The sequence below is a fragment of the Actinomadura madurae genome (genome assembly GCF_900115095.1).
In the GTDB taxonomy this organism is placed as follows: domain Bacteria; phylum Actinomycetota; class Actinomycetes; order Streptosporangiales; family Streptosporangiaceae; genus Spirillospora; species Spirillospora madurae.
The window spans coordinates 40,336-63,325 of the sequence record NZ_FOVH01000019.1 but is presented as its reverse complement, the minus strand read 5'-3'; the positions used below and the strand labels follow the sequence as shown (position 1 = coordinate 63,325).

Annotated in this window: 21 protein-coding genes; 9 read left to right on the top strand and 12 right to left on the bottom strand. The window is 71.6% G+C overall.

Going from position 1 to position 22,990, the window contains the following annotated elements; genetic code table 11:
* Positions 1 to 20 precede the first annotated feature (20 nt).
* Positions 21 to 227, top strand: a complete 207-nt coding sequence (locus tag BM339_RS38365; protein WP_021596067.1) for a DUF3073 domain-containing protein — start codon at positions 21 to 23, stop codon at positions 225 to 227.
* A 253-nt stretch (positions 228 to 480) separates the two neighbouring features.
* Here BM339_RS38365 and purM read toward each other — a convergent pair whose 3' ends face one another.
* Together purM and purF are read right to left on the bottom strand one after the other, a co-directional pair.
* Positions 481 to 1,521, bottom strand: a complete 1,041-nt coding sequence (purM, locus tag BM339_RS38360; protein ID WP_075024068.1) for a phosphoribosylformylglycinamidine cyclo-ligase — start codon at positions 1,519 to 1,521, stop codon at positions 481 to 483.
* Entirely contained in the window at positions 1,518 to 3,002 is a 1,485-nt protein-coding gene (purF, locus tag BM339_RS38355; RefSeq protein WP_021596065.1) for an amidophosphoribosyltransferase, read from the bottom strand. Before purF ends, purM begins: the two co-directional genes overlap by 4 nt.
* A 129-nt stretch (positions 3,003 to 3,131) precedes the next feature.
* Between purF and BM339_RS38350 the strand changes: the two genes are divergently transcribed.
* A complete protein-coding gene (locus tag BM339_RS38350) occupies positions 3,132 to 3,497 on the top strand; it encodes a hypothetical protein (protein ID WP_075024067.1) in 366 nt (121 codons plus the stop codon).
* Here the strand turns inward: BM339_RS38350 and BM339_RS38345 are convergent.
* Together BM339_RS38345 and BM339_RS38340 are read right to left on the bottom strand one after the other, a co-directional pair.
* On the bottom strand, positions 3,494 to 4,129 hold the full coding sequence (locus BM339_RS38345) for a LamG domain-containing protein (protein WP_075024066.1): 636 nt from the start codon (positions 4,127 to 4,129) through the stop codon (positions 3,494 to 3,496). The genes BM339_RS38350 and BM339_RS38345 overlap by 4 nt on opposite strands.
* Positions 4,130 to 4,172: 43 nt before the next feature.
* Positions 4,173 to 4,616: a sterol carrier family protein gene (locus BM339_RS38340; protein WP_021596061.1), complete on the bottom strand. Its 444-nt coding sequence runs from the start codon at positions 4,614 to 4,616 to the stop codon at positions 4,173 to 4,175.
* Positions 4,617 to 4,744: 128 nt separating this feature from the next.
* Between BM339_RS38340 and BM339_RS38335 the strand changes: the two genes are divergently transcribed.
* The 3 genes from BM339_RS38335 (at position 4,745) to BM339_RS38325 (ending at position 8,946) form a co-directional block, all read left to right on the top strand.
* A complete protein-coding gene (locus BM339_RS38335) occupies positions 4,745 to 6,538 on the top strand; it encodes a serine/threonine protein kinase (RefSeq protein WP_024934220.1) in 1,794 nt (597 codons plus the stop codon).
* A 120-nt stretch (positions 6,539 to 6,658) separates the two neighbouring features.
* Positions 6,659 to 7,822 carry a S8 family peptidase gene (locus BM339_RS38330; protein WP_075024065.1) on the top strand — a complete coding sequence of 388 codons (1,164 nt, stop codon included), beginning with the start codon at positions 6,659 to 6,661 and terminating at the stop codon, positions 7,820 to 7,822.
* 134 nt (positions 7,823 to 7,956) lie between these two features.
* Positions 7,957 to 8,946, top strand: coding sequence for a coiled-coil domain-containing protein (locus BM339_RS38325; protein ID WP_235206294.1), 990 nt, complete (start codon positions 7,957 to 7,959; stop codon positions 8,944 to 8,946).
* Between the two features lie 62 nt (positions 8,947 to 9,008).
* Here BM339_RS38325 and BM339_RS38320 read toward each other — a convergent pair whose 3' ends face one another.
* From BM339_RS38320 to purS, 6 genes are all read right to left on the bottom strand, one after another.
* Entirely contained in the window at positions 9,009 to 9,767 is a 759-nt protein-coding gene (locus BM339_RS38320) for a hypothetical protein (protein WP_075024064.1), read from the bottom strand.
* 14 nt (positions 9,768 to 9,781) lie between these two features.
* Positions 9,782 to 10,507, bottom strand: a complete 726-nt coding sequence (locus tag BM339_RS38315; protein WP_143118766.1) for an SMI1/KNR4 family protein — start codon at positions 10,505 to 10,507, stop codon at positions 9,782 to 9,784.
* Between the two features lie 55 nt (positions 10,508 to 10,562).
* Complete coding sequence (gene purL / locus BM339_RS38310) at positions 10,563 to 12,764, bottom strand: phosphoribosylformylglycinamidine synthase subunit PurL (protein ID WP_177287889.1); 2,202 nt, start codon at positions 12,762 to 12,764, stop codon at positions 10,563 to 10,565.
* A gap of 1,243 nt (positions 12,765 to 14,007) precedes the next feature.
* Positions 14,008 to 14,688 carry a phosphoribosylformylglycinamidine synthase subunit PurQ gene (gene purQ / locus BM339_RS38305; protein WP_021599205.1) on the bottom strand — a complete coding sequence of 227 codons (681 nt, stop codon included), beginning with the start codon at positions 14,686 to 14,688 and terminating at the stop codon, positions 14,008 to 14,010.
* Positions 14,689 to 14,787: 99 nt separating this feature from the next.
* Positions 14,788 to 15,228, bottom strand: coding sequence for an ATP-binding protein (locus tag BM339_RS38300; protein ID WP_244938551.1), 441 nt, complete (start codon positions 15,226 to 15,228; stop codon positions 14,788 to 14,790).
* A gap of 131 nt (positions 15,229 to 15,359) precedes the next feature.
* A complete protein-coding gene (gene purS, locus BM339_RS38295; protein WP_021599207.1) occupies positions 15,360 to 15,602 on the bottom strand; it encodes a phosphoribosylformylglycinamidine synthase subunit PurS in 243 nt (80 codons plus the stop codon).
* Between the two features lie 95 nt (positions 15,603 to 15,697).
* On the opposite strand from purS, the gene BM339_RS38290 reads away from it, so the two are divergent.
* The 4 genes from BM339_RS38290 to BM339_RS38275 all read left to right on the top strand — a co-directional run bounded on the left by BM339_RS38290 (position 15,698) and on the right by BM339_RS38275 (position 21,066).
* Positions 15,698 to 17,317, top strand: coding sequence for a hypothetical protein (locus BM339_RS38290; RefSeq protein ID WP_021599208.1), 1,620 nt, complete (start codon positions 15,698 to 15,700; stop codon positions 17,315 to 17,317).
* Between the two features lie 205 nt (positions 17,318 to 17,522).
* On the top strand, positions 17,523 to 18,653 hold the full coding sequence (pdhA, locus tag BM339_RS38285; protein ID WP_021599209.1) for a pyruvate dehydrogenase (acetyl-transferring) E1 component subunit alpha: 1,131 nt from the start codon (positions 17,523 to 17,525) through the stop codon (positions 18,651 to 18,653).
* Positions 18,650 to 19,627, top strand: a complete 978-nt coding sequence (locus tag BM339_RS38280) for an alpha-ketoacid dehydrogenase subunit beta (RefSeq protein WP_021599210.1) — start codon at positions 18,650 to 18,652, stop codon at positions 19,625 to 19,627. Before pdhA ends, BM339_RS38280 begins: the two co-directional genes overlap by 4 nt.
* Positions 19,628 to 19,632: 5 nt before the next feature.
* Entirely contained in the window at positions 19,633 to 21,066 is a 1,434-nt protein-coding gene (locus BM339_RS38275; RefSeq protein ID WP_075024138.1) for a dihydrolipoamide acetyltransferase family protein, read from the top strand.
* A 48-nt stretch (positions 21,067 to 21,114) separates the two neighbouring features.
* On the opposite strand, the gene BM339_RS38270 is transcribed toward BM339_RS38275, so the two are convergent.
* Together BM339_RS38270 and BM339_RS38265 are read right to left on the bottom strand one after the other, a co-directional pair.
* Complete coding sequence (locus BM339_RS38270) at positions 21,115 to 21,357, bottom strand: DUF6458 family protein (protein ID WP_021595482.1); 243 nt, start codon at positions 21,355 to 21,357, stop codon at positions 21,115 to 21,117.
* A gap of 81 nt (positions 21,358 to 21,438) precedes the next feature.
* Positions 21,439 to 22,929: an OmpA family protein gene (locus BM339_RS38265; protein ID WP_143118765.1), complete on the bottom strand. Its 1,491-nt coding sequence runs from the start codon at positions 22,927 to 22,929 to the stop codon at positions 21,439 to 21,441.
* Positions 22,930 to 22,990: the final 61 nt, after the last annotated feature.

The following is a 22,990-nucleotide window of genomic DNA, read 5'->3' as shown; positions in this document are numbered from 1 at the left end:
CCATCGAGGGGGTCGAGCCAATGGGTCGCGGCCGAGCCAAGGCCAAGCAGGTAAAGGTTGCCCGGCAGCTCAAGTACAACACCGGCAACACGGACCTCGACCGCCTGAAGGACGAACTGGGAGTCAGCGACTCCGGCGACGACTCCTATGACGAGCTCGCCGAGAAGTACGCCGACTACGCCGATGACTACGGCACGGAGACCCGCAAGGACGGCACCTCCGGTTGACCGGCCGACAGTGCGCCACCGCCCGCACGCTGGGCGGTGGCGTTTGTCGTGACCTCCGGATACCGGATGCCCTCCGCGCCGGACGTGCTCCGCACCGGCCGCCGAGCGGGCCTCTCGCGCGACTTCGGGGGCTCCCGGTCCCCGTGTGACCTCTGAGGGCCGTGAGGCGTTCAGCGGGCCGCTCAGCCCGTCATACGGGCAGCCCGTCAGGCGAGCACTCCGTGTGCGAGCACCTCGTCAGGCGAGCGCCTCGTCAGGCGAGGCGGGCCGTCCCGGTGCCTTCGGTGATCTCGCCGAGCCGCCACGACGGCACGCCGCGCGAGGCCAGCAGCCGCAGCGCGGCGCCGGCGGCGTCCGGTGCGACGATCGCGGCCATCCCGACGCCGAGGTTGAACGTCTTGTCCATCTCGGCTTGAGGCACGTCCCCGCGCGCCTGCAGCACGCGGAAGATCGCCGGGACCTCCCAGGAGGACCGGTCCAGGACGGCGTCCGCGGTCGGCGGCAGCGAGCGCGCCAGGTTCGCCGCCAGCCCGCCGCCGGTGATGTGCGCGAACGCGCGCACGCCGCCCTCTCGGGAGAGGGCCAGGCAGTCCTTGGCGTAGATGCGCGTCGGTGTGAGAAGTACCTCACCCAGCGGCCGGTCGAGCTCGGCCGGCCGGGACTCCAGGGTCAGATCCGTCGTCGCCAGGATGTGCCGGACGAGCGAGTACCCGTTCGAGTGGACCCCGGACGACGCCATGGCGATGACCGCGTCGCCCGCCCGGACCCGCTCCGGTCCGAGGACCTCGTCGGCCTCGACGACGCCCGTCCCGGCGCCCGCCAGGTCGAACTCGTCCGGCTCCAGCAGGCCGGGGTGCTCGGCGGTCTCCCCGCCGACGAGAGCGCAGCCGGCCAGGGCGCAGGCGTCCGCGACGCCGCCGACGATGTCGGCGATGCGTTCCGGGACGACCTTCCCGCAGGCGATGTAGTCGGTCATGAACAGCGGTTCCGCGCCGCACACGGCCAGATCGTCGATGACCATGCCGACCAGGTCGTGCCCGATCGTGTCGTAGACGCCGAGGCGCCGGGCCAGGTCGACCTTGGTGCCGACACCGTCCGTGGACGTCGCGAGCAGGGGCCGCTTGTAGCGCAGGAACGCCGACGCGTCGAACAGGCCCGCGAACCCGCTGGCGTCGTCGACGACCTCCGGGCGCCGCGCGCGCGCCACCCGGGACTTCATCAGCTCGACGGCGCGCTCGCCCGCCGCGATGTCGACGCCCGCGGCCTCGTAGGAGGCCGTCCGGCGTTCCGTCATCGGGTGACCTCCAGCAGATGCTTGCCGCGGGCGTCCTCGTCCACCGCGATGGGGTACACGCCGTCGAAGCACGCCCGGCACAGGCGGTCCTTGGCGATGTGCGACGCGGAGATCAGCTCGTCCAGCGAGATGTAGCCGAGGGTGTCGGCGCCGATGGAGTCGCGGATCTCCTCGACCGACAGGTGCCCGGCGATCAGCTCGGCGCGGGTCGCGAAGTCGATGCCGTAGAAGCACGGCCAGGAGACGGGCGGGCTGGAGATGCGCACGTGCACCTCGGCGGCGCCCGCGTCCCGCAGCATCGCCACGATCGCGCGCTGGGTGTTGCCGCGCACGATCGAGTCGTCCACCACGACCAGCCGCTTGCCCTCGATCGCCTCGCGCAGCGGGTTCAGCTTCAGCCGGATGCCGAGCTGGCGGATCGTCTGGGACGGCTGGATGAACGTCCGGCCGACGTAGGAGTTCTTCACCAGCCCCTGGCCGTAGGGGATGCCGGACGCCTCGGCGTAGCCGATCGCGGCCGGGGTGCCCGACTCGGGCGTCGGGATGACCATGTCGGCCTCGACCGGGTGCTCCCGGGCCAGCCGCCGCCCGACCTCGACGCGGGTCGCCTGGACGCTGCGCCCGGCGATCGTGGTGTCGGGCCGCGCGAGGTAGACGTACTCGAACAGGCAGCCCTTCGGCCGCGCCTCGGCGAACCGCTCGGACCGCACGCCGGCGCCGTCGATCGCGACCAGCTCGCCCGGCTCGATCTCCCGGACGAACCGGGCGCCGACGATGTCGAGGCCGGCCGTCTCGGACGCCACCACCCAGCCGCGGTCCTCCAGGGCGCCGAGGACGAGCGGCCGGACGCCCTCGGGGTCGCGGGCGGCGTACAGCGTCCCCTCGTCCATGAAGACCAGGGAGTACGCGCCGCGGGTGGCCGGGAGGATCTCCCGCGCCGCCGCCAGCGGCCCGGCCGTGCCGTCCGGAGCGCCTCCGGCGCCCCTCTTGCCCTGCTCGGCGAGCAGGGCCGTCAGGACCTCGGTGTCGCTCGTGGCGGTCAGCACGCCGGGTTCCAGCCGCGCGGCCAGCTCCGGCGTGTTGATCAGGTTGCCGTTGTGGACGAGGGCCAGCCCGCCCGCGTCCGTCGACCGGAACGTGGGCTGCGCGTTCTCCCACGTTGGCGAGCCCGTCGTGGAGTAGCGGCAGTGGCCGACGGCGATGTGGCCGCGCAGGGTGTTCAGGACCGACTCGTCGAAGACCTGGGCGACGAGGCCCATGTCCTTGAACACGACGATGCGGGAGCCGTCGCTCACGGCGATGCCCGCCGACTCCTGCCCGCGGTGCTGGAGCGCGTAGAGGCCGTAGTAGGTGAGCTTGCTCACTTCGGCCCTGGACGCCTGGTCGGCGGGGACCCAGACGCCGAAGACCCCGCAGGCGTCCTGCGGAGCGCGGTCAGAGGGATCGATGTCGTGGCTCAGACGTCCGTCGCGAAGAGGCACGTTCGCCAGTCTAGATGGCCGGTTCACCTGCTCCGATCGGTGGCATCTCCTTAACGGACCTTTACCCCTGCGAACCATGGGCATCACACGGTGCGGGGGACTCTGAGGACGGACACGTGGAGGAACTGCATGACGCTGCCCGGGTACCGGATGTACTCGCCCCCTGCGCCGCCCAAGAAGAGCACTCTGGCGCGGGCCTCACAGGTCCTCGGAATCGTGGGCCTGGTCGGTCTCGCCGCATGCTTCGCCGGTCTGGTCCCGGCCGTCGTCGGTCTCATCCTGGGCGGGATCTCCCTGGCGCGGCGCGATCCTGATCGGCGACCGGCTCTCGTAGGGGTCGTCTGTTCGGGCCTCGCTCTCGTCATGGGTGCCCTGGCGCTCTCCTGGCTGCTCAGCAAGGCCGCCCAGTGCGGGGACGAGGCGCGGTACCCGGACGACGTGTCACGCCGAGGCTGCGTCGAACGCGAGTTCCCGTTCGCCCAGGCGAACCCCTAACCCGCCGGGTCCGCGAGGGCGCGGACGGCCTCCTCGTCGAGGGCGGAGGCGTACACGCGCAGATCGTCCATGAGACCGCCGAAGCCGGGCTTGGTGGATTCGCGGCCCAGGTAGATGGGGCCGGCCGGTGTGACGACGGCGTGCTCCAGCGGGAGGGCCGCGTCCTGCCGGCCGTCGATGTAGACGTACATCCCGGCGGTGTCCACGACGAACGCCACGTGCGCCCAGTCGCCCACGGCCAGCCTGGCGCGGCTGTCGACGTAGTCCGGGCCCTTGATGGTGAAGAGCTGGACGCGCAGCCTCATCGCGTCCGGGTACAGCCACAGGCCGAGGCCCCGGGCGTCGTTCTCGGCGACCGGCTTGTAGAGGAGGCTGCGCCATTCGCCGGTCGGCTCCTCGGTGACCTGGACGAAGAAGGCCACGCTGAACCCGAAGACCTGGCTGAGGACGAGCTGGGGCGCGGCGGGGATCACCACGCGGTCGTCCCCGCCGAGCGACAGCGCTGCCCCGTCCCGCCCGGGGACGATCCCGGCGGTGCCGCCGAGCTCGGCCGCCGGCGCGGCGCCCGCCGCGACCGCGACCGTGCGGCCGTCCACGGTGTCGGCGTCGAACGTCCAGTGAGCGATCAGCACGGGACCACCTCCGGTAGGGCGCACGCTATGCCCGGAGTGCTGCTCAGTCGAGAGGTATGGGAAGGTACTCCGTCAGGTCCGCGCGCGCGCCGCTCGCCCGGACCCGTCCATCGGCGACCGCGTCCGCCCAGGCCAGCCGGCCGGTGGCCAAGGCGATCCATGTGGCGGCGTCCATCTCCACCACATTCGGTGGCGTACCCCGGGTATGGTGCGGGCCGTCGATGCACTGAACGGCGGCGTGAGGTGGAACCCGCACCTCCACCGATCGTCCGGGTGCCAGCTCGGCCAGCCGGTCGAGCAGGTACCGCACCGCTCCCTTGACGACCGGCCGGGACGGCTCGGCGCCTCCCGCCCCGAGTCCGGCCACGACCGTGTCCAGGGCCGCGCGGCGCAGGTCGCCGGGCTCGTCCGCGCCGGTGTAGGGCGCCAGGCCGAGCGCGGCGCGCTGCTCGTTCAGGACGTCGGGGGAAAGCGGTGTTCGCGGCATCGCGACGACGCTACCGGGTCCGCCGCGGTACCGGCAGGCGGTAGAAAGGACCCCGGTGCCAGGCATGGGGGAGTGGAGTGGACGGGGAGGCCGGGGACGCCGTCCCCGGGGAGACGGAGGTTCGTCAGATGCCCGAGGCGCTGCCCCTGCAGCCGGGTGACCCGCGCAGACTCGGCTCGTACGAGATCGCGGGACGGCTCGGCGTCGGCGAGCAGGGCGCCGTCTTCCTCGGCAGGGACCCGTCCGGCGTGCCCGTCGCCGTGAAGGTCCTGCACGTGCGGCTGAGCGGCGAGCCCGTCGCCCGCGCGCGCTTCGCGGAAGCGTTCACCTCTGCCCGGAAGGTGTCCGGGTTCTACACGGCGGCGATTCTCGACGCCGACGTGGAAGACGACCTTCCCTACGTGGTGAGCGAGTGGGTCGGTGGCCCGACCCTCCAGAGGCTCGTGGACGAGGAGGGCCCGCGCGGCGGCGTCGTCGTCGAGCGCGTGGCCGTCGGCGTGGCGATCGCCCTCGCGGCCGTCCACAGGGCGGGTGCCGTTCATCACAATCTGAAGCCTGGGAACGTTCTTCTCAGCCGGAGCGGGCCCAAGATGGGCGACTTCGGCATCGTGCAGGCCATGGAGGCCGTGAACGTCTCCTTCGGCGGGCACATCACCGAGGACCCGGCCTACCGGTCCCCCGAGCAGCTGAGCGGCACGGGCATCGGCCCCGCGACGGACGTGTTCGCCTGGGCGTCGACGCTCCTGTTCGCCGCCACCGGCCGGCCGCCGTTCGGAGAGGGCTCCCCGTCCGAGGTGATGCAGCGGATCATGTACGACGACGCGGCCCTGTCGGGCGTCCCGATGTCCCTGCGCGACGTGCTGACGAGCGCCCTCGCCAAGGATCCGGCCGAGCGGCCCACCGCGAAGGAGCTTCTCGAAAAGCTGCTGGACGCGAACGGTGCGCTCGTGACCCGCCTGCCGTTCGGGATGGTGGAAGAGGGGCGTGCCGTCATCTCGCCCCCGCGCGCCACCCCTGACGTCCCGTCTCCCGCTGCGTTCCCCTCTGCCCCGAGCACCCCTCCCCCGGCCCCGAGCACGCCTCCAGGGCCGCCTCAGGAGCAGGCGCCGTCCCCGTCCTTCCCCCTGTTCGGGAAGCTCTCGCGCTCCCGGCGCTACGACTCCGAGCCCGGCGACGAGCCGTCCACCGCCGATCTCGACCCGTCCGCCTTCGAGGCGACGGCGACGTTCGGCGCCCTCGGGTCCGAGCCGCGGGCGGAGCCCGGCGGCACGGACCGGACGGCGACGTTCGACGCGGTCGGCGCCGACTCGACGGCCAGGTTCGACGCCGTCGACCCGCGGGACGACGCCAACACGACCGAGCCGCCCCCGAATCTGATCCCGGGGCTGGGCCACGGCCGCGAGGGCGGCGGGCACCGCTCCCCGTCGACGTCGTCCTTCGTGCGGATGCGGCGTCCCGGCAACCACGTCCTCGGCCTGGCGCTGTCGCTGGTCATCGGGGTCAGCGTCGGGATCGCCATCATCGCGCTGGTGCTGTGGCCGCAGCTCAAGAGCGACGACGGGTCGCCGCCGGACAGCACGAACTCGTCCAACAACCGCCCGGTGACGACGATCCCGGCCTCGTTCGCGGGGACGTGGAAGGGGACGCTGGTCAACACCAACCGCAACGCCTCCTTCCCCGTGGAGATCACGTTCGAGGCCGGCGGGACGACCGGACGCGCCGTGTACCCGCGGGAGAGGTGCAACGGCACCCTGCGGATGACCAGGGGCACGGAGAGCGCGCTGAAGATGAACCTGGACATCGGCAAGCCGTGCACGTCCGGGATCGTCCAGATCACGCGGCAGCCGGACGGGACGCTGCAGTACACGTGGAGCAAGCCGGGGACGGCCCTCGCCTACGGGGGCCGCCTGCGCCGCGGCTGATCCGCCGAGCCGTCCAATTTTTCATCTAATTTCAGGACAGTTCCGCTAAGGTTCCCCTCGATCGAGACCATCGATCATGTGAGGGCCCGCGCCGCGGTCCCCCCGGCAGAAGGAGAAGCCTTGCGGGCTGTCCACCGAAGGCTGCTGCTCGTCGGCACGGTCGCGACCTGCCTCGGCGCCGCCGCGACCTTCCCGGTGCTCGCCGACGACTCCGCCTCCCTCGTGAGGGTGACGGCGGCGGAAGGCACCCCGGTCCCCGGCCAGTACATCGTCACGCTGAAGTCCGGGGCGTCCCCCGACGCCGCGGCCAAGAAGGTCAGGGCCGCCGGAGTCAAGCGCTTCGACGGCGTCCTGAACGGGTTCTCCGCCCGGCTGAACCAGGACCAGCTCACCCAGCTGCGCCGGGACGGCCGCGTCGCCGCGATCGAGCAGGACCAGGTCGTCTCGGCCAGCACGACCCAGCGCGCGCCGCTCCCCTGGGGGCTCGACCGCATCGACCAGCGGTCCGCGAAGCTCTCGAAGAGCTACTACTACAAATCCTCCGGAAGCGGCGTCAACGCCTACGTCATCGACACGGGCCTGGACGTCGGGCACAAGGACTTCGGGGGCCGCGCCTCGGTCGCCTGGGCCGCGAGCAGGTTCGGCGGCGACGGACGGGACTGCAACGGCCACGGCACCCACGTCGCGGGCATCATCGGCGCCCAGACCTACGGCGCCGCCAAGTCGGTCAAGCTGCGCGCCCTGCGCGTCCTGGACTGCAAGGGCGAGGGCTCGATGTCGGACGTGGTCGCCGCCGTCAACTGGCTGCGCACCCACGCCGCCAAGCCCGCCGTCGCGAACCTGTCCCTCGGCGGGCCCAAGTCCGCGGCGCTGAACACCGCGGTGATGAACCTGTCCAAGTCCGGCGTGTTCGTGTCCGTCGCCGCGGGCAACGACAACGCCGACGCCTGCAAGTTCTCGCCGTCCGGCGCGGGATGGGTCATGACCGTCGGCGCGACCACCAAGTACGACAACCGCGCCGCGTTCTCCAACTGGGGCAAGTGCGTCGACATCAACGCACCCGGTTACGGCATCTACTCCACCTGGCCCGGCGGCGGCCACAAGGGCCTCAGCGGCACGTCCATGGCGGCCCCCTACGTCAGCGGCGTCGCCGCCCTCTACCTGTCCACCCACAAGAAGGCCACCTTCCCGCAGGTGCAGAAGTGGCTGAACGACAACTCGACACACACACTCAAGAGGCTGAAGCAACAGGCGAACCGGCTCGTCTACAAGGGCAAGCTGTGAGTCCTGTCACGTAAGATGGCCCGGCTCCCAGCAAAGGAGCCGGGCATCTCGCGCTTCGCGCCGTCCCACGCACGCCAGGGGTTTACTCTTGGCGAGGCAAAGACGGTTCTTTAACGTCCATTGACCCTTTGGCCATGACGAGAGGAGAACACGTGGAGACCCCCGCCTCCACCCGTCGGCCCACCGATCGCCGCCGGGGCGGACGACGCGCCGCTGCGGCTCTCGTGGCCGTCGCCGCCGCGCTGCCCCTGCTCGGCACGGCGACGCCGTCGGCCGGTGCCGCGCCTGCGTCCCTGCCCCTCGACCCGGGCGACAGCAGCAAGTTCGCCAAGCTGAACCGTCAGATCGAGCAGCTCGACAAGGAGTACGGCGGCGACCTCGCCAAGCTGAAGGACGCCGAGTACGCCGCCAGGAAGGCGCTGGACAAGTCCAACGACCTCCAGCGCGACCTCCAGGAGGCCCGCGGCCTCGTCGCGCAGCTCGCCGCGAACCAGTACATGACGAACGGCGAGGACCCGACCGTCACGTTCCTGGCCGACGCGAACCCGTCCGACCTCCTCAGCAACGCCACCCTGGTCAGCCACCTCGCCCAGAACAAGGCCGCGAAGGTCGCCCAGATCCAGAAGCTCGTCGACGCCCAGCTCCAGGCCCGCAAGCAGGCCCAGCAGAAGATGACGGACCTCAAGAAGGAGATCAAGGACCTGAAGAGCCGCAAGGCGAAGATCCAGGCCCTGGTCAAGAAGTACAAGCCGGAGTCGCCGAGCACCGGCTTGGGCGGCGTCACCCCCCGCATGCTCAAGGTCAAGAACACCATCGACCTGGAGGCGGGCCCCTTCCCCACGATCGGCTGCGTCCGGCAGACCGGCGACCCCCAGGACCACGGCACCGGCCACGCCTGCGACTTCATGGTCACCACCGGCGGCGTCATGGCGGGCGGCAGCGCCAAGACCCAGGGCGACCGCGCGGCCGAGTACGCCATCTCCCACGCCAGCGCCCTCGGCATCAAGTACGTCATCTGGCGCCAGCGCATCTACGACATGCGCAGCCCCGGCTGGCGCACGATGGAGAACCGAGGCGGCGTGACCGCCAACCACTACGACCACGTCCACATCTCGGTCTTCTAGGCGCCCGGCCCTCCGACCAGGGTTGTGGCCGACCGACGCGGGGGTCTGCGGCTGCTCTGGGCCTACGTCCAGCCTTGGGCGTGGAGGCGGTCGAGGGTGCGGGTGAGGATCGCGTGGCCTGGGGCTTCTTTTTCCCACCAGAGTGACCAGTTGACGTGGATCCGGAGCTGGATGAAGGTATCGAAGTCTTCGTGGTCGGGGCGCCGGGTTCCGGTGTGGTTGTGCGCGTCCATGGAGAGCGGCGGCCAGGTGACCATGTGGGCCCGGTGCGCCCATGTCGTGCCGTCGTCCGCGCGTATCAGCGGGATGTGGACGTCGGCATTGCGGTTGTCGTAGTCGTCGACCACCAGGTGGTCCGCCGGGCCGTGCTGCTGCGGCACGTGGGCCATGGTGTCGTGGACGTACATCTCCTCCCATTCGACCCATTGGCCGGTGGATACGTCGTCTGGGTCGTCGAGCGCGCGAGCGGCCACCTCGAACATGCTCGCCTCGTCGATCGTCTCGGCCTTCACCTCCACCGGGTCGACATAGGCGGAGTGCGCGTACTGGGGTGTGTCCGGGGTCGTCAGGTACCAGTTCCAGCGGCGCGGAACGTGGACGCCGATGCCGGGGATGCCGTCGACCTCCTCCACGACCCGCCGGGTGATCCCGAAGTCCAGGGGACGCGCCAGGTCGCGTGACAGCTCACCGAGCGCGCCGATGGCGGATCGGGCGGTCAACCGCTCGAAGCCCTGCCATGACAGGTCCCCGCGCTTGAGCCCCCGTTCGAGCGTGATTCCCTTGCTGTCCTTGTAGACCCAATGCTCGGCGGGGGTGATCATCTGCGCTCCGGGTTTTACGGGTCGGGGATTATCGTGGCGGTCAGGAAACGGCCGTTCGCGGAGCGGGCGTACGTCACTTCTTCGCCGTACGGGACGACGGACGCGAAAGGGATCTCCGTGGGGTAGACGGCTTTGCGGAGATCCGCCAGGAAGGCGTCGTCGGGAAGGTGGGCTGCGGCGGCTGCGATTTCCGGGTCGTCGGATACGCGCGCCGTGGCCGCCGGCATGGGTTGGACGGTGTTCTCAGGATGGCGGGATAGGGATTCCTCGTTGCCGAACAGCCAGTCGCTGAACGCCTGGCCCAGGTCGCCATCGGTTCGCAGGGCGGCCTCCAGCCCTGACGCCAGATTGTCCGCCCAGCTCAGCAGGCTCGGGGCCACGAGGCGGGCATAGGGTTCCTCCCAGAAACTGAAGACCCGGCCCCAAGCACCGTTCTCCACGTCCACGTAGTACGTCGTCGCGGAACCGTCGCTGTGCAGAAGCCAGTAGGTGGAGGAATCGGCGCCCAGCGGCCAGTTCTCGTTCGCCACCGGGACGTGGTTGTCGGGGTGGTTGAAGTCGAAGACGTGCCGGTCGCCGATCGTGAGGCCGCCGACGGTTCCGAGGAATGCGCGGACGTCCTCGGGGACGGGTGTCGCCCACGAAGACATCTCGTCGTCCGGAACGGCCGGCAGGAGCCCTATCCGGCCGTCCGAGACCCTCGCCAGCTCCTGAAAGCGGGCGGCCACTGCGTGCGGCATCCGGTGCGCCTCCTCAAGATCCCTGATGAGGGATGGTAGCCCGAGGAGGCGCCGGTCAGTCGGCGTAGCTGGGAAGCATCCGTTCGTGCGCCTCGCGCAGCTCGGACAGGGGGACGCTGAACAGCTCCTGCTGGTCGCCGTCCGGGCCGCGTCCCGTCACGTTCAGCGCGTCGCCGCCCGCCACGCCCAGCTGCGTGACCGGGACGCCCGCCGACTCGCAGAGGGCCGCCAGGCGCGCTTCGGCGCCCGGACGGACCGCCACCATGGCGCGGGCCACCGACTCGCTGAACAGCGTGACGAACGGGTCGCCCGGCAGGGTGACGCGGGCGCCGAGGCCGCCGCGCAGGCACGACTCCACCAGCGTCTGCGACAGCCCGCCGTCGGACAGGTCGTGCACGGCGGTGACCAGGCCGTCCCGGATGGCGGCGACCATCACCGACGCGAGCGCGGCCTCCGCCTTCAGGTCCACCAGCGGCGGCAGGCCGCCCAGGTGCCCGTAGACGACGTGCGCCCACTCGGAGCCGCCGAACTCCTCGCGGGTCTCGCCGAGCAGCGCGAGCGTGGCGCCGTCGGACGTCAGCGACATGTTCACCCGGCGGCGCACGTCGTCGTGGACGCCGAGGACGCCGATCACCGGTGTCGGATTGATCGGGGTCTCGCCCGTCTGGTTGTAGAAGCTGACATTGCCGCCCGTCACCGGGATGCCGAGGTACTGGCAGCCGTCCGCGAGGCCCTCGACGGCGCGCGCGAACTGCCACATGACGCCCGGGTCCTCCGGCGAGCCGAAGTTGAGGCAGTTGGTGACGGCCAGGGGCCGCGCACCGGTCGCGGCGACGTTGCGGTACGCCTCCGACAGCGCGAGCTGGGCGCCCGAGTACGGGTCGAGGCGCGTGTAGCGGCCGTTGCCGTCCAGGGACAGCGCGATGCCCAGGCCGGACTCGTCGTCGATGCGCACCACGCCCGCGTTCTCCGGCATGGCCATGACGGTGTTGCCGAGGACGTACCGGTCGTACTGCGACGTCACCCACGTCTTGCTGGCGAGGTTCGGCGCCCCGGCCAGCCACAGGACCGTCCGGCGCAGCTCGTCGCCGTTGGACGGGCGGGTGAGCCGCCCCGGCGTGTCGGACTGCAGCGCGCCGAGGTCCTTCGGCGGCTCCAGCGGCCGGTTGTAGACCGGGCCCTCGTCGGCGGCCGTGACCGGCGGGATGTCGACGATCGTCTCGCCCCGCCACGTCATGACCAGGCGGCGGGTGTCGGTGACCGCGCCGATGACGGTCGCGGGGATCTCCCAGCGGGCGCAGATCTCCATGAAACGCTCGACCTTGGCGGGCTCCACCACCGCCATCATCCGCTCCTGCGACTCGCTCATGAGGATCTCCTCCGGGCGGAGCGTCTCGTCGCGGAGCGGGACGGCGTCGAGGTCGACGTGCATGCCGCCGGTGCCGGCCGCGGCCAGCTCCGTCGTCGCGCAGGACACGCCGGCCGCGCCGAGGTCCTGGATGCCGACCACGAGGTCCTCGCGGAACAGCTCCAGGCAGCACTCGATGAGCAGCTTCTCCATGAACGGGTCGCCGACCTGGACCGACGGCCGCTTCTGGTGCGACTCCTCGTCGAACGTCGCGGACGCGAGGACGGACGCGCCGCCGATGCCGTCCGGGCCGGTGAGGGCGCCGAACAGGATCACCTGGTTGCCGGGGCCGGGGGCCACGGCGCGCTTGATGTCCTCGTGCTTCATCACGCCGACGCACAACGCGTTGACGAGCGGGTTCTGCTCGTAGCAGGCGTCGAAGACCGTCTCGCCGCCGATGTTGGGCAGGCCCAGCGAGTTGCCGTAGCCGCCCACGCCCGCCACCACGCCGGGCAGGACGCGCTGGGTGTCGGGGGCGTCCGCCGGGCCGAACCGGAGCGAGTCCATGACGGCGATCGGCCGCGCGCCCATCGACATGATGTCGCGGACGATCCCGCCGACGCCGGTCGCGGCGCCCTGGTACGGCTCGACGTAGGACGGGTGGTTGTGCGACTCCACCTTGAAGGTGACCGCCCAGCCCTGGCCGATGTCCACGACCCCGGCGTTCTCCCCCATGCCGACCAGGAGCTTGTCGGTCTTCGGGGCCTTCTCGCCGAACTGGCGCAGGTGCACCTTGGAGCTCTTGTAGGAGCAGTGCTCGCTCCACATGACCGAGTAGATCGCCAGCTCGGCCGACGTGGGGCGGCGCCCCAGGATGTGCCGGACGCGCTGGTACTCCTCGCCGTTCATCCCCAGCTCGGCGAACGGCTGCGGACGGTCGGGGGACGCGGCGGCGATGGCGACGGTGTCCGTGCCGTGGTCGGCGGGCGCGATCGCCGGCTGCGGGCCGGTGCCCCGTCCGATGGCCGGCTGCGGGCCCGTCCTGGAGCCCACGGCGGGCTGCGGGCCCGTCCCCGGGCCCACAGCGGGCTGGGGGCCGGTGCCAGACCCCACGGCGGGCTGAGGACCCGTCCCAGGGCCCACGGCAGGCTGGGGGCCGGTGCCGGGGCCGACCGGAGGCTGCGGGCCGGTCCCAGTGCCCACGGCGGGCTGCGGGCCCGTCCCAGAGCCCACGGCAGGCTGGGGGCCGGTGCCGGGGCCGACCGGAGGCTGCGGGCCGGTGCCGGGGCCCTCGGCGCCGAACCGGACCAGCGGACCCGTGTTCAGGTCGACGAGAGGCTGCGGGCCGGTCCCCGGGCCGCCGGGCCCCACAGCGGGCTGCGGGCCCGTCCCAGAGCCGACGACGGGCTGCGGACTCGTACCGGGACCCACCGGAGGCTGCGGGCCCGCACCGGGCCCCACAGCGGGCTGTGGACGGGTTCCGGAGCCCACGGCGGGCTGCGGGCCCGTCCCAGAGCCCACGGGCGGCTGCGGACCCGTCCCAGAGCCAACGGCAGGCTGGGGGCCGGTGCCGGACCCCACCGCGGGCTGGGGGCCCGTGCCGGAGCCCACGGCGGGCTGCGGGCCGGAGTCGGACGGAGGCGGCGGGGCCGCGAAACCGCTCAGGTCGGGCACGGTCAGCGAGGAGTCCGTCGCGGTGACGTTCGGGTCACCGGCGGCGCGCTCCTCCTCCAGCGCACGCGCGAACTCCTGCTCAGGGCCCTGAGCAGGCCCCGACGGGACGTCCGACGACGCCTGCTCACCGTTCAGCACCGGAATGGGCCCGGTGAAGGGCCCCGGCGAGCGCTCGGCCGGAGGCTCCTGCCGGGACGGCCGGACCACGGGCATGTCCTCGTCGACGATGGCCTTGAAACCCTGCGTCACCGCGGGGTTGACGGGCTGGAGCTCAGGGTCGTCGGCGTCGGACCTGAGCTCGCCGAGCCACTCCATCGACGGCTCGTCACTGTCCCGGGTCGCGCGCCCCGAACCATGGGGCCGTTGCTCACTCATGCGTCCTCCTTGTGGGGGACGATCCCCCACACCCCCTGGTTCGCGCCGCTCATGCGCTCTTCCTGTGGGGGAGCGATCCCCCACGTCCCCTGGTTCGCTGCGCTCATGCGTTGACCAGTCTCTTAACAACCGAAGCAAAGAACCCGAGCCCGTCCGTAGAAGGCCCGGTAAGGGACTCCACGGCGTGCTCGGGATGGGGCATGAGCCCGACCACGTTGCCGGCCTCGTTGCAGATCCCGGCGATGTCGTCGAGAGAGCCGTTCGGGTTCAGGTCGAGGTACCGGGCGACGATCCGGCCGGTGTCGGCCAGCTCGATCAGGGTCTCCCGGTCGGCGGTGTAGCGGCCGTCCCGGTTCTTCACCGGGATCACCAGCTCCTGCCCCTCGGTGTACTCACTGGTCCACGCGGTGTCGGTGTTCTCCACCCGCAGCCGCTGGTCGCGGCAGACGAAGTGCAGGCCGGCGTTCGGGAGCAGCGCGCCCGGCAGCAGGTGCGACTCGCACAGCACCTGGAAGCCGTTGCAGATGCCGAGGACGGGCAGGCCGTCGCCGGCGGCGGCCGTCAGCTCGGTCATCAGCGGCGCGAACCGGGCGATCGCCCCCGCCCGCAGGTAGTCCCCGTAGGAGAACCCGCCGGGCAGGACGACCGCGTCGACGCCCTGCAGGTCGTGGTCGGCGTGCCAGAGCGCGACCGGCTCGGCGCCGGCGAGCCGCACCGCGCGTGCGGCGTCCCTGTCGTCCAGGGAACCAGGGAAGGTGATGATCCCCACCCGGGCAGCGTCCATCTGTTCTGTTCCTCCGAAATGAGGTGCGGCCGGGACGGGCGGGATCCTCTCCGCCGATCACCCCGCTGCGCGTCGCATTCCCCCTGCGCGCGTACCAATCTACCCGGCGTTGTGCATGAGGTCGCGGTCGAGGCGACCTATCAGTGCCCCGTCGCTCCAGGTCAGGCGCTTCCGCAGGTGAACGACGGTGCCTCGATCCGGCGCGGAGTCGATGTCCAGGTCGTCCACCAGCGCACGCATGATCCTAATGCCGCGCCCGGACTCGCTCAAAACCCCCCGGTCCTCCGGGGCCGGCCGGGGCCCGCGGCCCCAATCCATGATCTTGAACTGGCCCATGCCCGCGTCGACGTGCCCCGTGACCCTGTAGTCCCCGGCCGCCCGGACATGCTGGACGACGTTGGTGCACGCCTCGGAGACGGCGACCAGGAGGTCGTCGACGCAGCCCTCGGAAACGCCCAGCCCGCGCAGCGCGTCCCCCACCACCCGGCGGACCACCGGGATGCTCCGCGCGTCGCGCGGCAGCGCGAGCGAGAACCTCATCTCCACCCGGACACCTCGTGTCATGCCCCGGGCTTCCCACCGTTTCCCCCGGCCCCGGAGCGTGCTCGACGACTCGACGCAGCTAACACTTCCCCGGCGGAATATCGCGTAACCGCCATACTCGCCGGTGGTTACAGAACGTGAACCTCGTAGTTCTCGATGACGGGGTTCGCCAGCAGCGTTTCGGCGATCTTGCCGACCTGCTCCAGGGCGGCCTCGTCGGCGTCCCCCTCCAGCTCCACCTCGAACCGCTTGCCCTGCCGGACGGCGACGACCCCGTCGTAGCCCATCTGCGGCAGCTTCCGGGCGATCGCCTGGCCCTGCGGGTCGAGGATCTCCGGCTTGAGCATGACGTCCACGACGACACGCGCCACGGTCGCCCCCTCACTGATCAGCGCTTTTCCTTACGATCCTGAAGCGTACGGCACCATGGCCGAGCACGATCCATCCGCACCCCCGGAGCCACGCGATGAACATCGACGACCTGACCCCGCCGGAGCGCCGCCTCTGGGAGGCCTTCCCCAGGGGCGAATCGGTCGACCTGTCATCCGGCGACCGGCAGCTCGACGACATCACGCGGTCCGACCGCTGGGGACACGACCGGGTGGTCAGGGCGGAGGTCCTCGTCGCGCTGCTCGTCGGCGCCGTGGAGGCCGAGCCCGGGCAGGTCGCCGCCGTCCGGCTCGGCGGGGCGCGCATCACCGGCTCGCTGAACCTCGGGCACGCGGAGGTCCACGTCCCGCTGGCGCTCACCGGGTGCGACTTCGACGAGGCGCCGCACCTGTACTGGGCGAGCATGAGCAGCGTGCACCTGATGCGCTGCCGCCTGCCGGGCCTGATCGCGTCCGGCACCCGGGTGGACGGGCACCTGTGGCTGGAGGGCAGCCGCATCAACGGCGGCCTGTGGCTGGACGGGGCGAACATCACCGGCATCCTGAACATGTCGGGCGTCCACCTGGCCAACCCCGGCGGGGACGCGCTGCTGGCCGACCGCCTGTCGGTCGAGGCGAACGTCTACTGCGACCAGGGGTTCTCGGCCAACGGCGAGGTCCGGCTGCCGGGCGCCCGCGTCGGCGGCCAGCTGATCTTCCGGGGCGCCCGGCTGCACAACCCGTCCGGCGCGGCCCTGTACGCCAGCCGCCTGGACGTGGCCGCGAACGTGTTCTGCGACGGCGGGTTCGTCGCCGAGGGCGAAGTGCGGCTGCGCGGCGCCCGGGTCGGCGGCTACCTCTCGTTCGTCGGCGCCCGCCTGTCCGCGCCCCAGCGGACCGCGCTCAACGCCGACGACCTGGCCGTCGAGACCGACGTCTACTGCTCGGACGGCTTCACCGCGACCGGGGCGGTCAGCTTCTCCGGCGCGCGCGTCACCGGCCAGCTGAGCCTGCGGGACGCCCGGCTGCGGCACGACCAGGGGACGGCCCTCAGCCTGCAGCGCGTCCAGGCCGAGGAGCTGCTCCTGCGCACCGCCGAGCCGGTCAGGGGCACCACGGACCTGTCCTACGCCCGGATCAACCTGATGCGCGACGACGCCGCCTCGTGGCCGGAGCGCCTCCAGCTCGACGGCCTCCAGTACGAGACCCTCGAACCGCCGCTCACCGCCCGCGAGCGCCTCGCCTGGCTGCGCCGCGACACCGACGGTTACGCACCGCAACCGTACGAGCGGCTCGCGCAGACGTACCGCTCGCTCGGCCTGGACGCCGACGGCCGCTCCGTCCTGCTCGCCAAGGCCCGCGACCGGCGCAAGACCCAGGGCGTCCCCCGCAAGATCGTCGGCTGGATGCAGGACGGCCTGGTCGGGTACGGCTACCGCCCGTTCCGCGCCGCGAGCTGGCTCGTCGGCCTCCTGGCCTTCGGGACGATCGTCTTCTCCCTCCACAAGCCGGACGTCCTCGACACCGGCCACAAACCGCACTTCAACGCGTTCTTCTACACGCTCGACCTGCTCCTGCCCATCGGCAGCCTCGGCCAGGAGATGGAGTTCGCCCCGAAGGGCGTCTACCAGTGGATCGCCAACCTCATCGTCGCGGCGGGCCTGATCCTCGGCCTGACCGTCGCGGCCGGCGCGACGCGGGCGCTCTCCCGCGAGTAGCGGCCGGGGGTGTGGCACCCCCGGATCGGCGGCGTCAGTGGGCGGGAGCGGGGTAGGGACCTCGATGCCGGGGCTTGCATCACAGGGTGTGATGTCTGCCACGATGGTATTGCGGCCTTTGTCCCTTACCGGGGAGCAAGGCCGCTGACATCGGCCGGCTGCGCGGCGATCCCGCGTAACGGCCCCGAACGAGGAGTGTCCATCGATGACGATCGACTCCGTGCGCGGCGCGCCCGACACCCCTGAGCTCGCCCGACCCGAGCTCGTCCAGTTGCTCACCCCCGAAGGGGAGCGCGTCGAGCATCCCGACTACCCCCTGGACCTCAGCGCCGAGGACGTCCGCGACCTGTACCGCGATCTGGTGATCGTGCGGAAGATCGACCTGGAGGCCGTGGCGCTCACCCGGCAGGGCGAGCTCGGCATCTGGGCGTCCCTGCTGGGACAGGAGGCGGCGCAGATCGGGTCGGGGCGCGCCCTGACCGAGAACGACATGGTGTTCCCGACCTACCGGGAGCACGGTGTCGCCTGGTGCCGGGACGTGGAGCCGCTGAAGCTGCTCGGCCTGTTCCGGGGCGTGAACCACGGCGGCTGGGACCCCGCGGAACACGGCTTCCACCTCTACACCATCGTGATCGGCAGCCAGACGCTGCACGCGACCGGGTACGCGATGGGCATCCAGCGCGACGGTGTCCTCGGCACACCGTCGGCGGGCGCCACCATCGCCTACTTCGGCGACGGCGCGACATCGCAGGGCGACGTGAACGAGTCGTTCGTGTTCGCCTCCGTGTTCAACGCGCCGATCGTGTTCTTCTGCCAGAACAACCAGTGGGCCATCTCCGAGCCCCTGGAACGCCAGTCGAGGATCCCGCTCTACAAGCGCGCGCAGGGCTACGGCTTCCCAGGCCTGCGGGTGGACGGGAACGACGTGTTCGCCTGCCTGGCCGTGACCAGGAAGGCCCTGGAGAACGCCAGGACGGGCCAGGGCCCGACGCTCATCGAGGCGTTCACGTACCGGATGGGCGCCCACACCACGACGGACGACCCCACGCGCTACCGGCTGAAGGCCGAGGAAGAGGCCTGGAAGCTCAAGGACCCGATCGAGCGCGTCAAGGCGTACCTGGTGCGCGGTGACCTGGCGGACGCGGCCTTCTTCGACAAGGTCGACGACGAGGCCAAGCAGATGGCCCGCGAGCTGCGCGAGGCGTGCCTGGCGCTGCCCGACCCGGAGCCGCTGTCGATGTTCGACCACGTGTACGCCGACCGGCATCCGCTGATGACCGAGGAGCAGGAGCGGTTCGCCGCCTACCTGGCGTCGTTCGAGGAGGAGGCGAAGTGACCACCCTGACCCTCGGCAAGGCGTTGAACGAAGGCCTGCGCAAGGCCATGGAGAACGACCCGAAGGTCCTCGTCATGGGCGAGGACGTCGGGAAGCTCGGCGGCGTCTTCCGGATCACCGACGGCCTGCAGAAGGACTTCGGCGAGGAGCGCGTCATCGACACCCCGCTCGCCGAGTCCGGCATCGTCGGGACGGCGATCGGGCTGGCGCTGCGCGGCTACCGGCCCGTCGTGGAGATCCAGTTCGACGGGTTCGTGTTCCCCGCCGCCGACCAGATCATCACGCAGCTGGCGAAGATGCGGATGCGCTCGCTCGGCAAGGTGTCGCTGCCGGTCGTCGTCCGGATCCCGTGCGGCGGCGGCATCGGCGCGGTGGAGCACCACTCGGAGTCGCCGGAGGCGTACTTCACGCACACCGCCGGCCTACGGGTGGTGGCCTGCTCGAACCCGGTGGACGCGTACGCGATGATCCAGCAGTCGATCGCCTCCCCCGACCCGGTGGTCTTCTTCGAGCCGAAGCGCCGGTACTGGGAGAAGGCCGAGGTCGACGTCGACTCCACCGACTGGGCGCCGCTGCACGAGGCGAAGGTCGTCCGGCCGGGCGAGCACGTCACCGTGCTGGCGTACGGGCCGTCGGTGAAGACGTGCCTGGAGGCGGCCGCCGCGGCGTCCGAGGAGGGACGCTCCCTGGAGGTCATCGACCTGCGCTCGCTCAACCCGCTCGACATCGGCGCCGTGACGGACTCGGTGAACCGGACCGGGCGCTGCGTCGTCGTCCACGAGGCGCCGGTCTACAGCGGGTTCGGCGCCGAGCTGGCCGCGCGGATCACCGAGCGGTGCTTCTACCGGCTGGAGTCGCCGGTGCTGCGCGTCGGCGGGTTCTCCACGCCGTACCCGCCGTCCCGCATCGAGGACCAGTACCTGCCCGACCTCGACCGCATCCTGGACGCGGTCGACCGGACCTTCGCGTGGTGACGCCCGTGAGCCAGCCGAAACTGTTCAAGCTGCCGGACGTGGGCGAGGGCCTGACCGAGGCCGAGATCGTCAAGTGGCACGTCCAGCCCGGCGACACCGTCGAGGTCAACCAGACGATCGTGGAGATCGAGACCGCGAAGGCGATCGTGGAGCTGCCCTGCCCGTTCGAGGGCGTGGTGGCCGAGCTGCTGGTCACCGAGGGCCAGACCGTGGACGTCGGCGTGCCGATCATCTCGGTGGACGCCGAGGGCTCGGGCGGCGTGGCGACCCCGGTGTCCGAGCCGCCGGCGCAGGCCGCGGCGATGCGCGAGGAGGGCGTGCCGACGGTCAACGAGCCCGGCATGGTGTCGCCCGAGGAGAAGCCGAAGCGCCAGCCCGTCCTCGTCGGCTACGGGGTCAAGGAGGGGGCGACCAGGCGGCGCCCGCGCAAGGCGGCCAACGGCACGGCCTCCGCCGCCGCGTCCACCGCCGCGCCCGCCGCCTCACCGCCCCCCGCGCCGGCTCCGGAGAAGCCGCTGCCGGCGCCTCGTCCGCAGCCCGGGGGCGACGGGCTGCCGCTGGCGAAGCCGCCCGTCCGCAAGATGGCCAGGGACCTCGGGGTCGACCTCGCGTCGATCACGGGGTCGGGCCCGCAGGGGTCGATCACGCGCGAGGACGTCCTCGCCGCGCAGGCCGGGGCCCAGTCGCACACCCAGGCGGCGCCCGCGCGGGCGCGTCCCGTCCAGGCGGGGCCGCGCGAGGAGCGGGTGCCGGTCAAGGGCATCCGCAAGGCGACCGCGACGGCGATGTCGTCGTCGGCGTTCACCGCCCCGCACGTCACCGAGTTCCTCCAGGTGGACGTGACGCGGACGATGGAGACCGTCAAGCGGCTCCGCGAGCTGCCCGAGTTCGCGGACGTGAAGGTGTCGCCGCTGCTGCTGGTGGCGCGCGCCCTGCTCACGGCCGTGGCGCGGAACCCGATGGTGAACTCCACGTGGGCGGACGGCCCGGACGGCGCGGAGATCGTCGTCAAGCGCTACGTGAACCTGGGGATCGCGGCGGCCACCGACCGCGGCCTGCTCGTCCCCAAGGTGAAGGACGCGCAGGACCTCGACCTGCCCGGCCTGGCACGCGCGCTCGCCGACCTGACCGAGAAGGCGCGCGCGGGCAAGGCGACACCCGCCGACCTGTCCGACGGGACGATCACGATCACCAACGTGGGCGTGTTCGGCGTGGACACCGGGACCCCGATCCTCACCCCGGGCGAGGCGGCGATCCTGGCGTTCGGCCAGATCCGGGACATGCCGTGGGTGCACGAGGGCGAGCTGGCGATCCGCAAGGTCACCACGCTGTCGCTCTCGTTCGACCACCGCATCGTCGACGGCGAGCTGGGCTCGCGGGTCCTGCGCGACGTCGGCGACATGCTCGAAGACCCGATCCGCATGCTCGCCTGGAGCTGAGGACCGTTCCGAGGGGCCGGCGCGGGACACGCCGGCCTCTCGTGCGTCTCAGGGCCGGGGCGGGTTGTCGCCGTCGTACATGCGCTCGTCCCGCCCGCTCTGGAAGCGCGGGCCGCGCTGCTGCATGCGGGACATCATCAGCAGCTGGAGCGCGAACGACACCCCGCCGACGATGATCAGGATGACCCCGATGATGTGGATGTCCACCGGGTCGGTCATCGCGTCCGGTTTGATCGCGAACTTGAGGATCAGCCCGAGCGTGATCGTGAAAACACTGACGCCGACACCCATGCGCTGACCTCCGCCGGACGATCCGATGCCGTGTCTTTTAACTATCCGTTCGGATCGTCCGTCACACGTCGGAGGCGTGGTCTACGAGACGGGAACCTTCTCGGCCTTGCCGAAGGGACCCGCGTCGAAGGTGACGGACTTGATGTCGCCGGGCGGCGCGAGCAGGTACACGAAGCCGCGGACGGGCTGGTTCACGGCGGTGCGGAACACCGCGCGGCCAGGGTCGACGTAGGCGCTGGGACTGCCCGGCACGGCGGGTCCGACGCGAACGGCGCGGTAGACGTCCTTGCCACCCGGCACCTGGACGGAGAACGAGCCGAACACGGCTCCCGGGTAGGTGGTGTTCGGGTAGGACGCGTCCGGCGGCGTGGTGCCGGGGCCTTCGTTCACGATGTCGAACACGGCGACGAGGTAGGCGCCGTCCTTGTAGAAGGGCTTGACCTCCAGGCGCCGCTTGTCGGCACCGAAGCGCGCGGTGAGGGTCTTCACCGTCCCGCCGTCCTGCGCGCGGAAGGCGGCCGGCGTCCCGGTGCCCGCCGCGGTGCTCTTGAGCTGGTAGGAGATGTCGAGCCCGTTGCCGCCCTGCTTGCCGGTCGCCGTGTAGGTGAAGTCGTCGCCGAGCCGCGACTTCATCTCCTTCATGACGGCGTCGGCGCGCTCCTGGGACAGCTTCTGGTCGCCCGCGTGCCCCTCGAACGTCAGCGCGCGCCCCGCCTTCGCCTTGATCTCCTGCGCGGCGCCGTCCAGGGCGGCCTTCGCGCGGCTCGACAGCTTCGCCGAGTTCGTCTCGAACAGCACGTCGCCGCCCAGGCTGACCGTCACGCCCGAACCGCTGGACGCGACGGTCCCGTTCTCACCCTCGACGATGCCGAACAGGTCCGCAGGATTCCCGCTCTGCGCACCCGTGGAGGGCGTAGGGGACGTGGACGTCGACGTGGAGGGGCTGGGCGAGGTCAGGCTGGACGGCGTGGAGGCCATGAACGGCTCGGCGCCGACAGACGGCTCGGCCCCGACCGAAGGCGCGGACGACGACGGCGTGCTCGACGGTGCCGACGACGTGGGCGGCGTAGTGGGCGCCGAGGACGGCGTCCCGGTGCCGCTGGTCACCGGAATGCCGGTGAACTCCCCCGCCGTCCCGGGCGTGATCAGGGTGACCTTCTGGACGGTCGACGGGATCGGCGGGTACTCGGCGGCCATCTGGCGGATCGTGCCGGGCGTGAAGCCCTCGCCGCTCGTCGTGCCGGTCGGCTTGTAGAGCTTGCGCCCGACCGGGTCGAGGATCGCGATCTCGAAGGGCACGGACTTCGCGGACGAGTCCAGCGACGTGACGCTGTACCGCAGCACCGACTTCGACGCCTGCCGTTCGACGCCCTTGACGTCCACCCGGGCGTGCAGGCCGTCCGCGCCGCCGAACCAGCCTTCCTTGGAGTACGCCCCCACGCTCTGCGCGGCAGGCGCGGAGCCGCCGGCGCGGACCGTGGGAGGGGCGACGTTCTGGGCCCGGTCGGCGTCACCGCAGGCGGCGGCGAGGAGGAGCCCGGCGAGGGCGGCGGCGAGGGGCAAAGGGCGCATCGGCCATCCGGTCGGGGGGAAACGGACGGGGAACGCGGCCCAGATTAGTGAAACGCCCACC

Coding starts and splice junctions, on each gene's coding strand:
- BM339_RS38365 (WP_021596067.1), top strand. CDS start 21: ATGGGTCGCGGCCGAGCCAAGGCCAAGCAGGTAAAGGTTGCCCGGCAG.
- purM (WP_075024068.1), bottom strand. CDS start 1,521: ATGACGGAACGCCGGACGGCCTCCTACGAGGCCGCGGGCGTCGACATC.
- BM339_RS38350 (WP_075024067.1), top strand. CDS start 3,132: ATGACGCTGCCCGGGTACCGGATGTACTCGCCCCCTGCGCCGCCCAAG.
- BM339_RS38340 (WP_021596061.1), bottom strand. CDS start 4,616: ATGCCGCGAACACCGCTTTCCCCCGACGTCCTGAACGAGCAGCGCGCC.
- BM339_RS38335 (WP_024934220.1), top strand. CDS start 4,745: ATGCCCGAGGCGCTGCCCCTGCAGCCGGGTGACCCGCGCAGACTCGGC.
- BM339_RS38325 (WP_235206294.1), top strand. CDS start 7,957: ATGACGAGAGGAGAACACGTGGAGACCCCCGCCTCCACCCGTCGGCCC.
- BM339_RS38320 (WP_075024064.1), bottom strand. CDS start 9,767: ATGATCACCCCCGCCGAGCATTGGGTCTACAAGGACAGCAAGGGAATC.
- BM339_RS38315 (WP_143118766.1), bottom strand. CDS start 10,507: ATGCCGCACGCAGTGGCCGCCCGCTTTCAGGAGCTGGCGAGGGTCTCG.
- purL (WP_177287889.1), bottom strand. CDS start 12,764: ATGAACGGCGAGGAGTACCAGCGCGTCCGGCACATCCTGGGGCGCCGC.
- purQ (WP_021599205.1), bottom strand. CDS start 14,688: ATGGACGCTGCCCGGGTGGGGATCATCACCTTCCCTGGTTCCCTGGAC.
- BM339_RS38300 (WP_244938551.1), bottom strand. CDS start 15,228: ATGAGGTTCTCGCTCGCGCTGCCGCGCGACGCGCGGAGCATCCCGGTG.
- BM339_RS38290 (WP_021599208.1), top strand. CDS start 15,698: ATGAACATCGACGACCTGACCCCGCCGGAGCGCCGCCTCTGGGAGGCC.
- pdhA (WP_021599209.1), top strand. CDS start 17,523: ATGACGATCGACTCCGTGCGCGGCGCGCCCGACACCCCTGAGCTCGCC.
- BM339_RS38270 (WP_021595482.1), bottom strand. CDS start 21,357: ATGGGTGTCGGCGTCAGTGTTTTCACGATCACGCTCGGGCTGATCCTC.
- BM339_RS38265 (WP_143118765.1), bottom strand. CDS start 22,929: ATGCGCCCTTTGCCCCTCGCCGCCGCCCTCGCCGGGCTCCTCCTCGCC.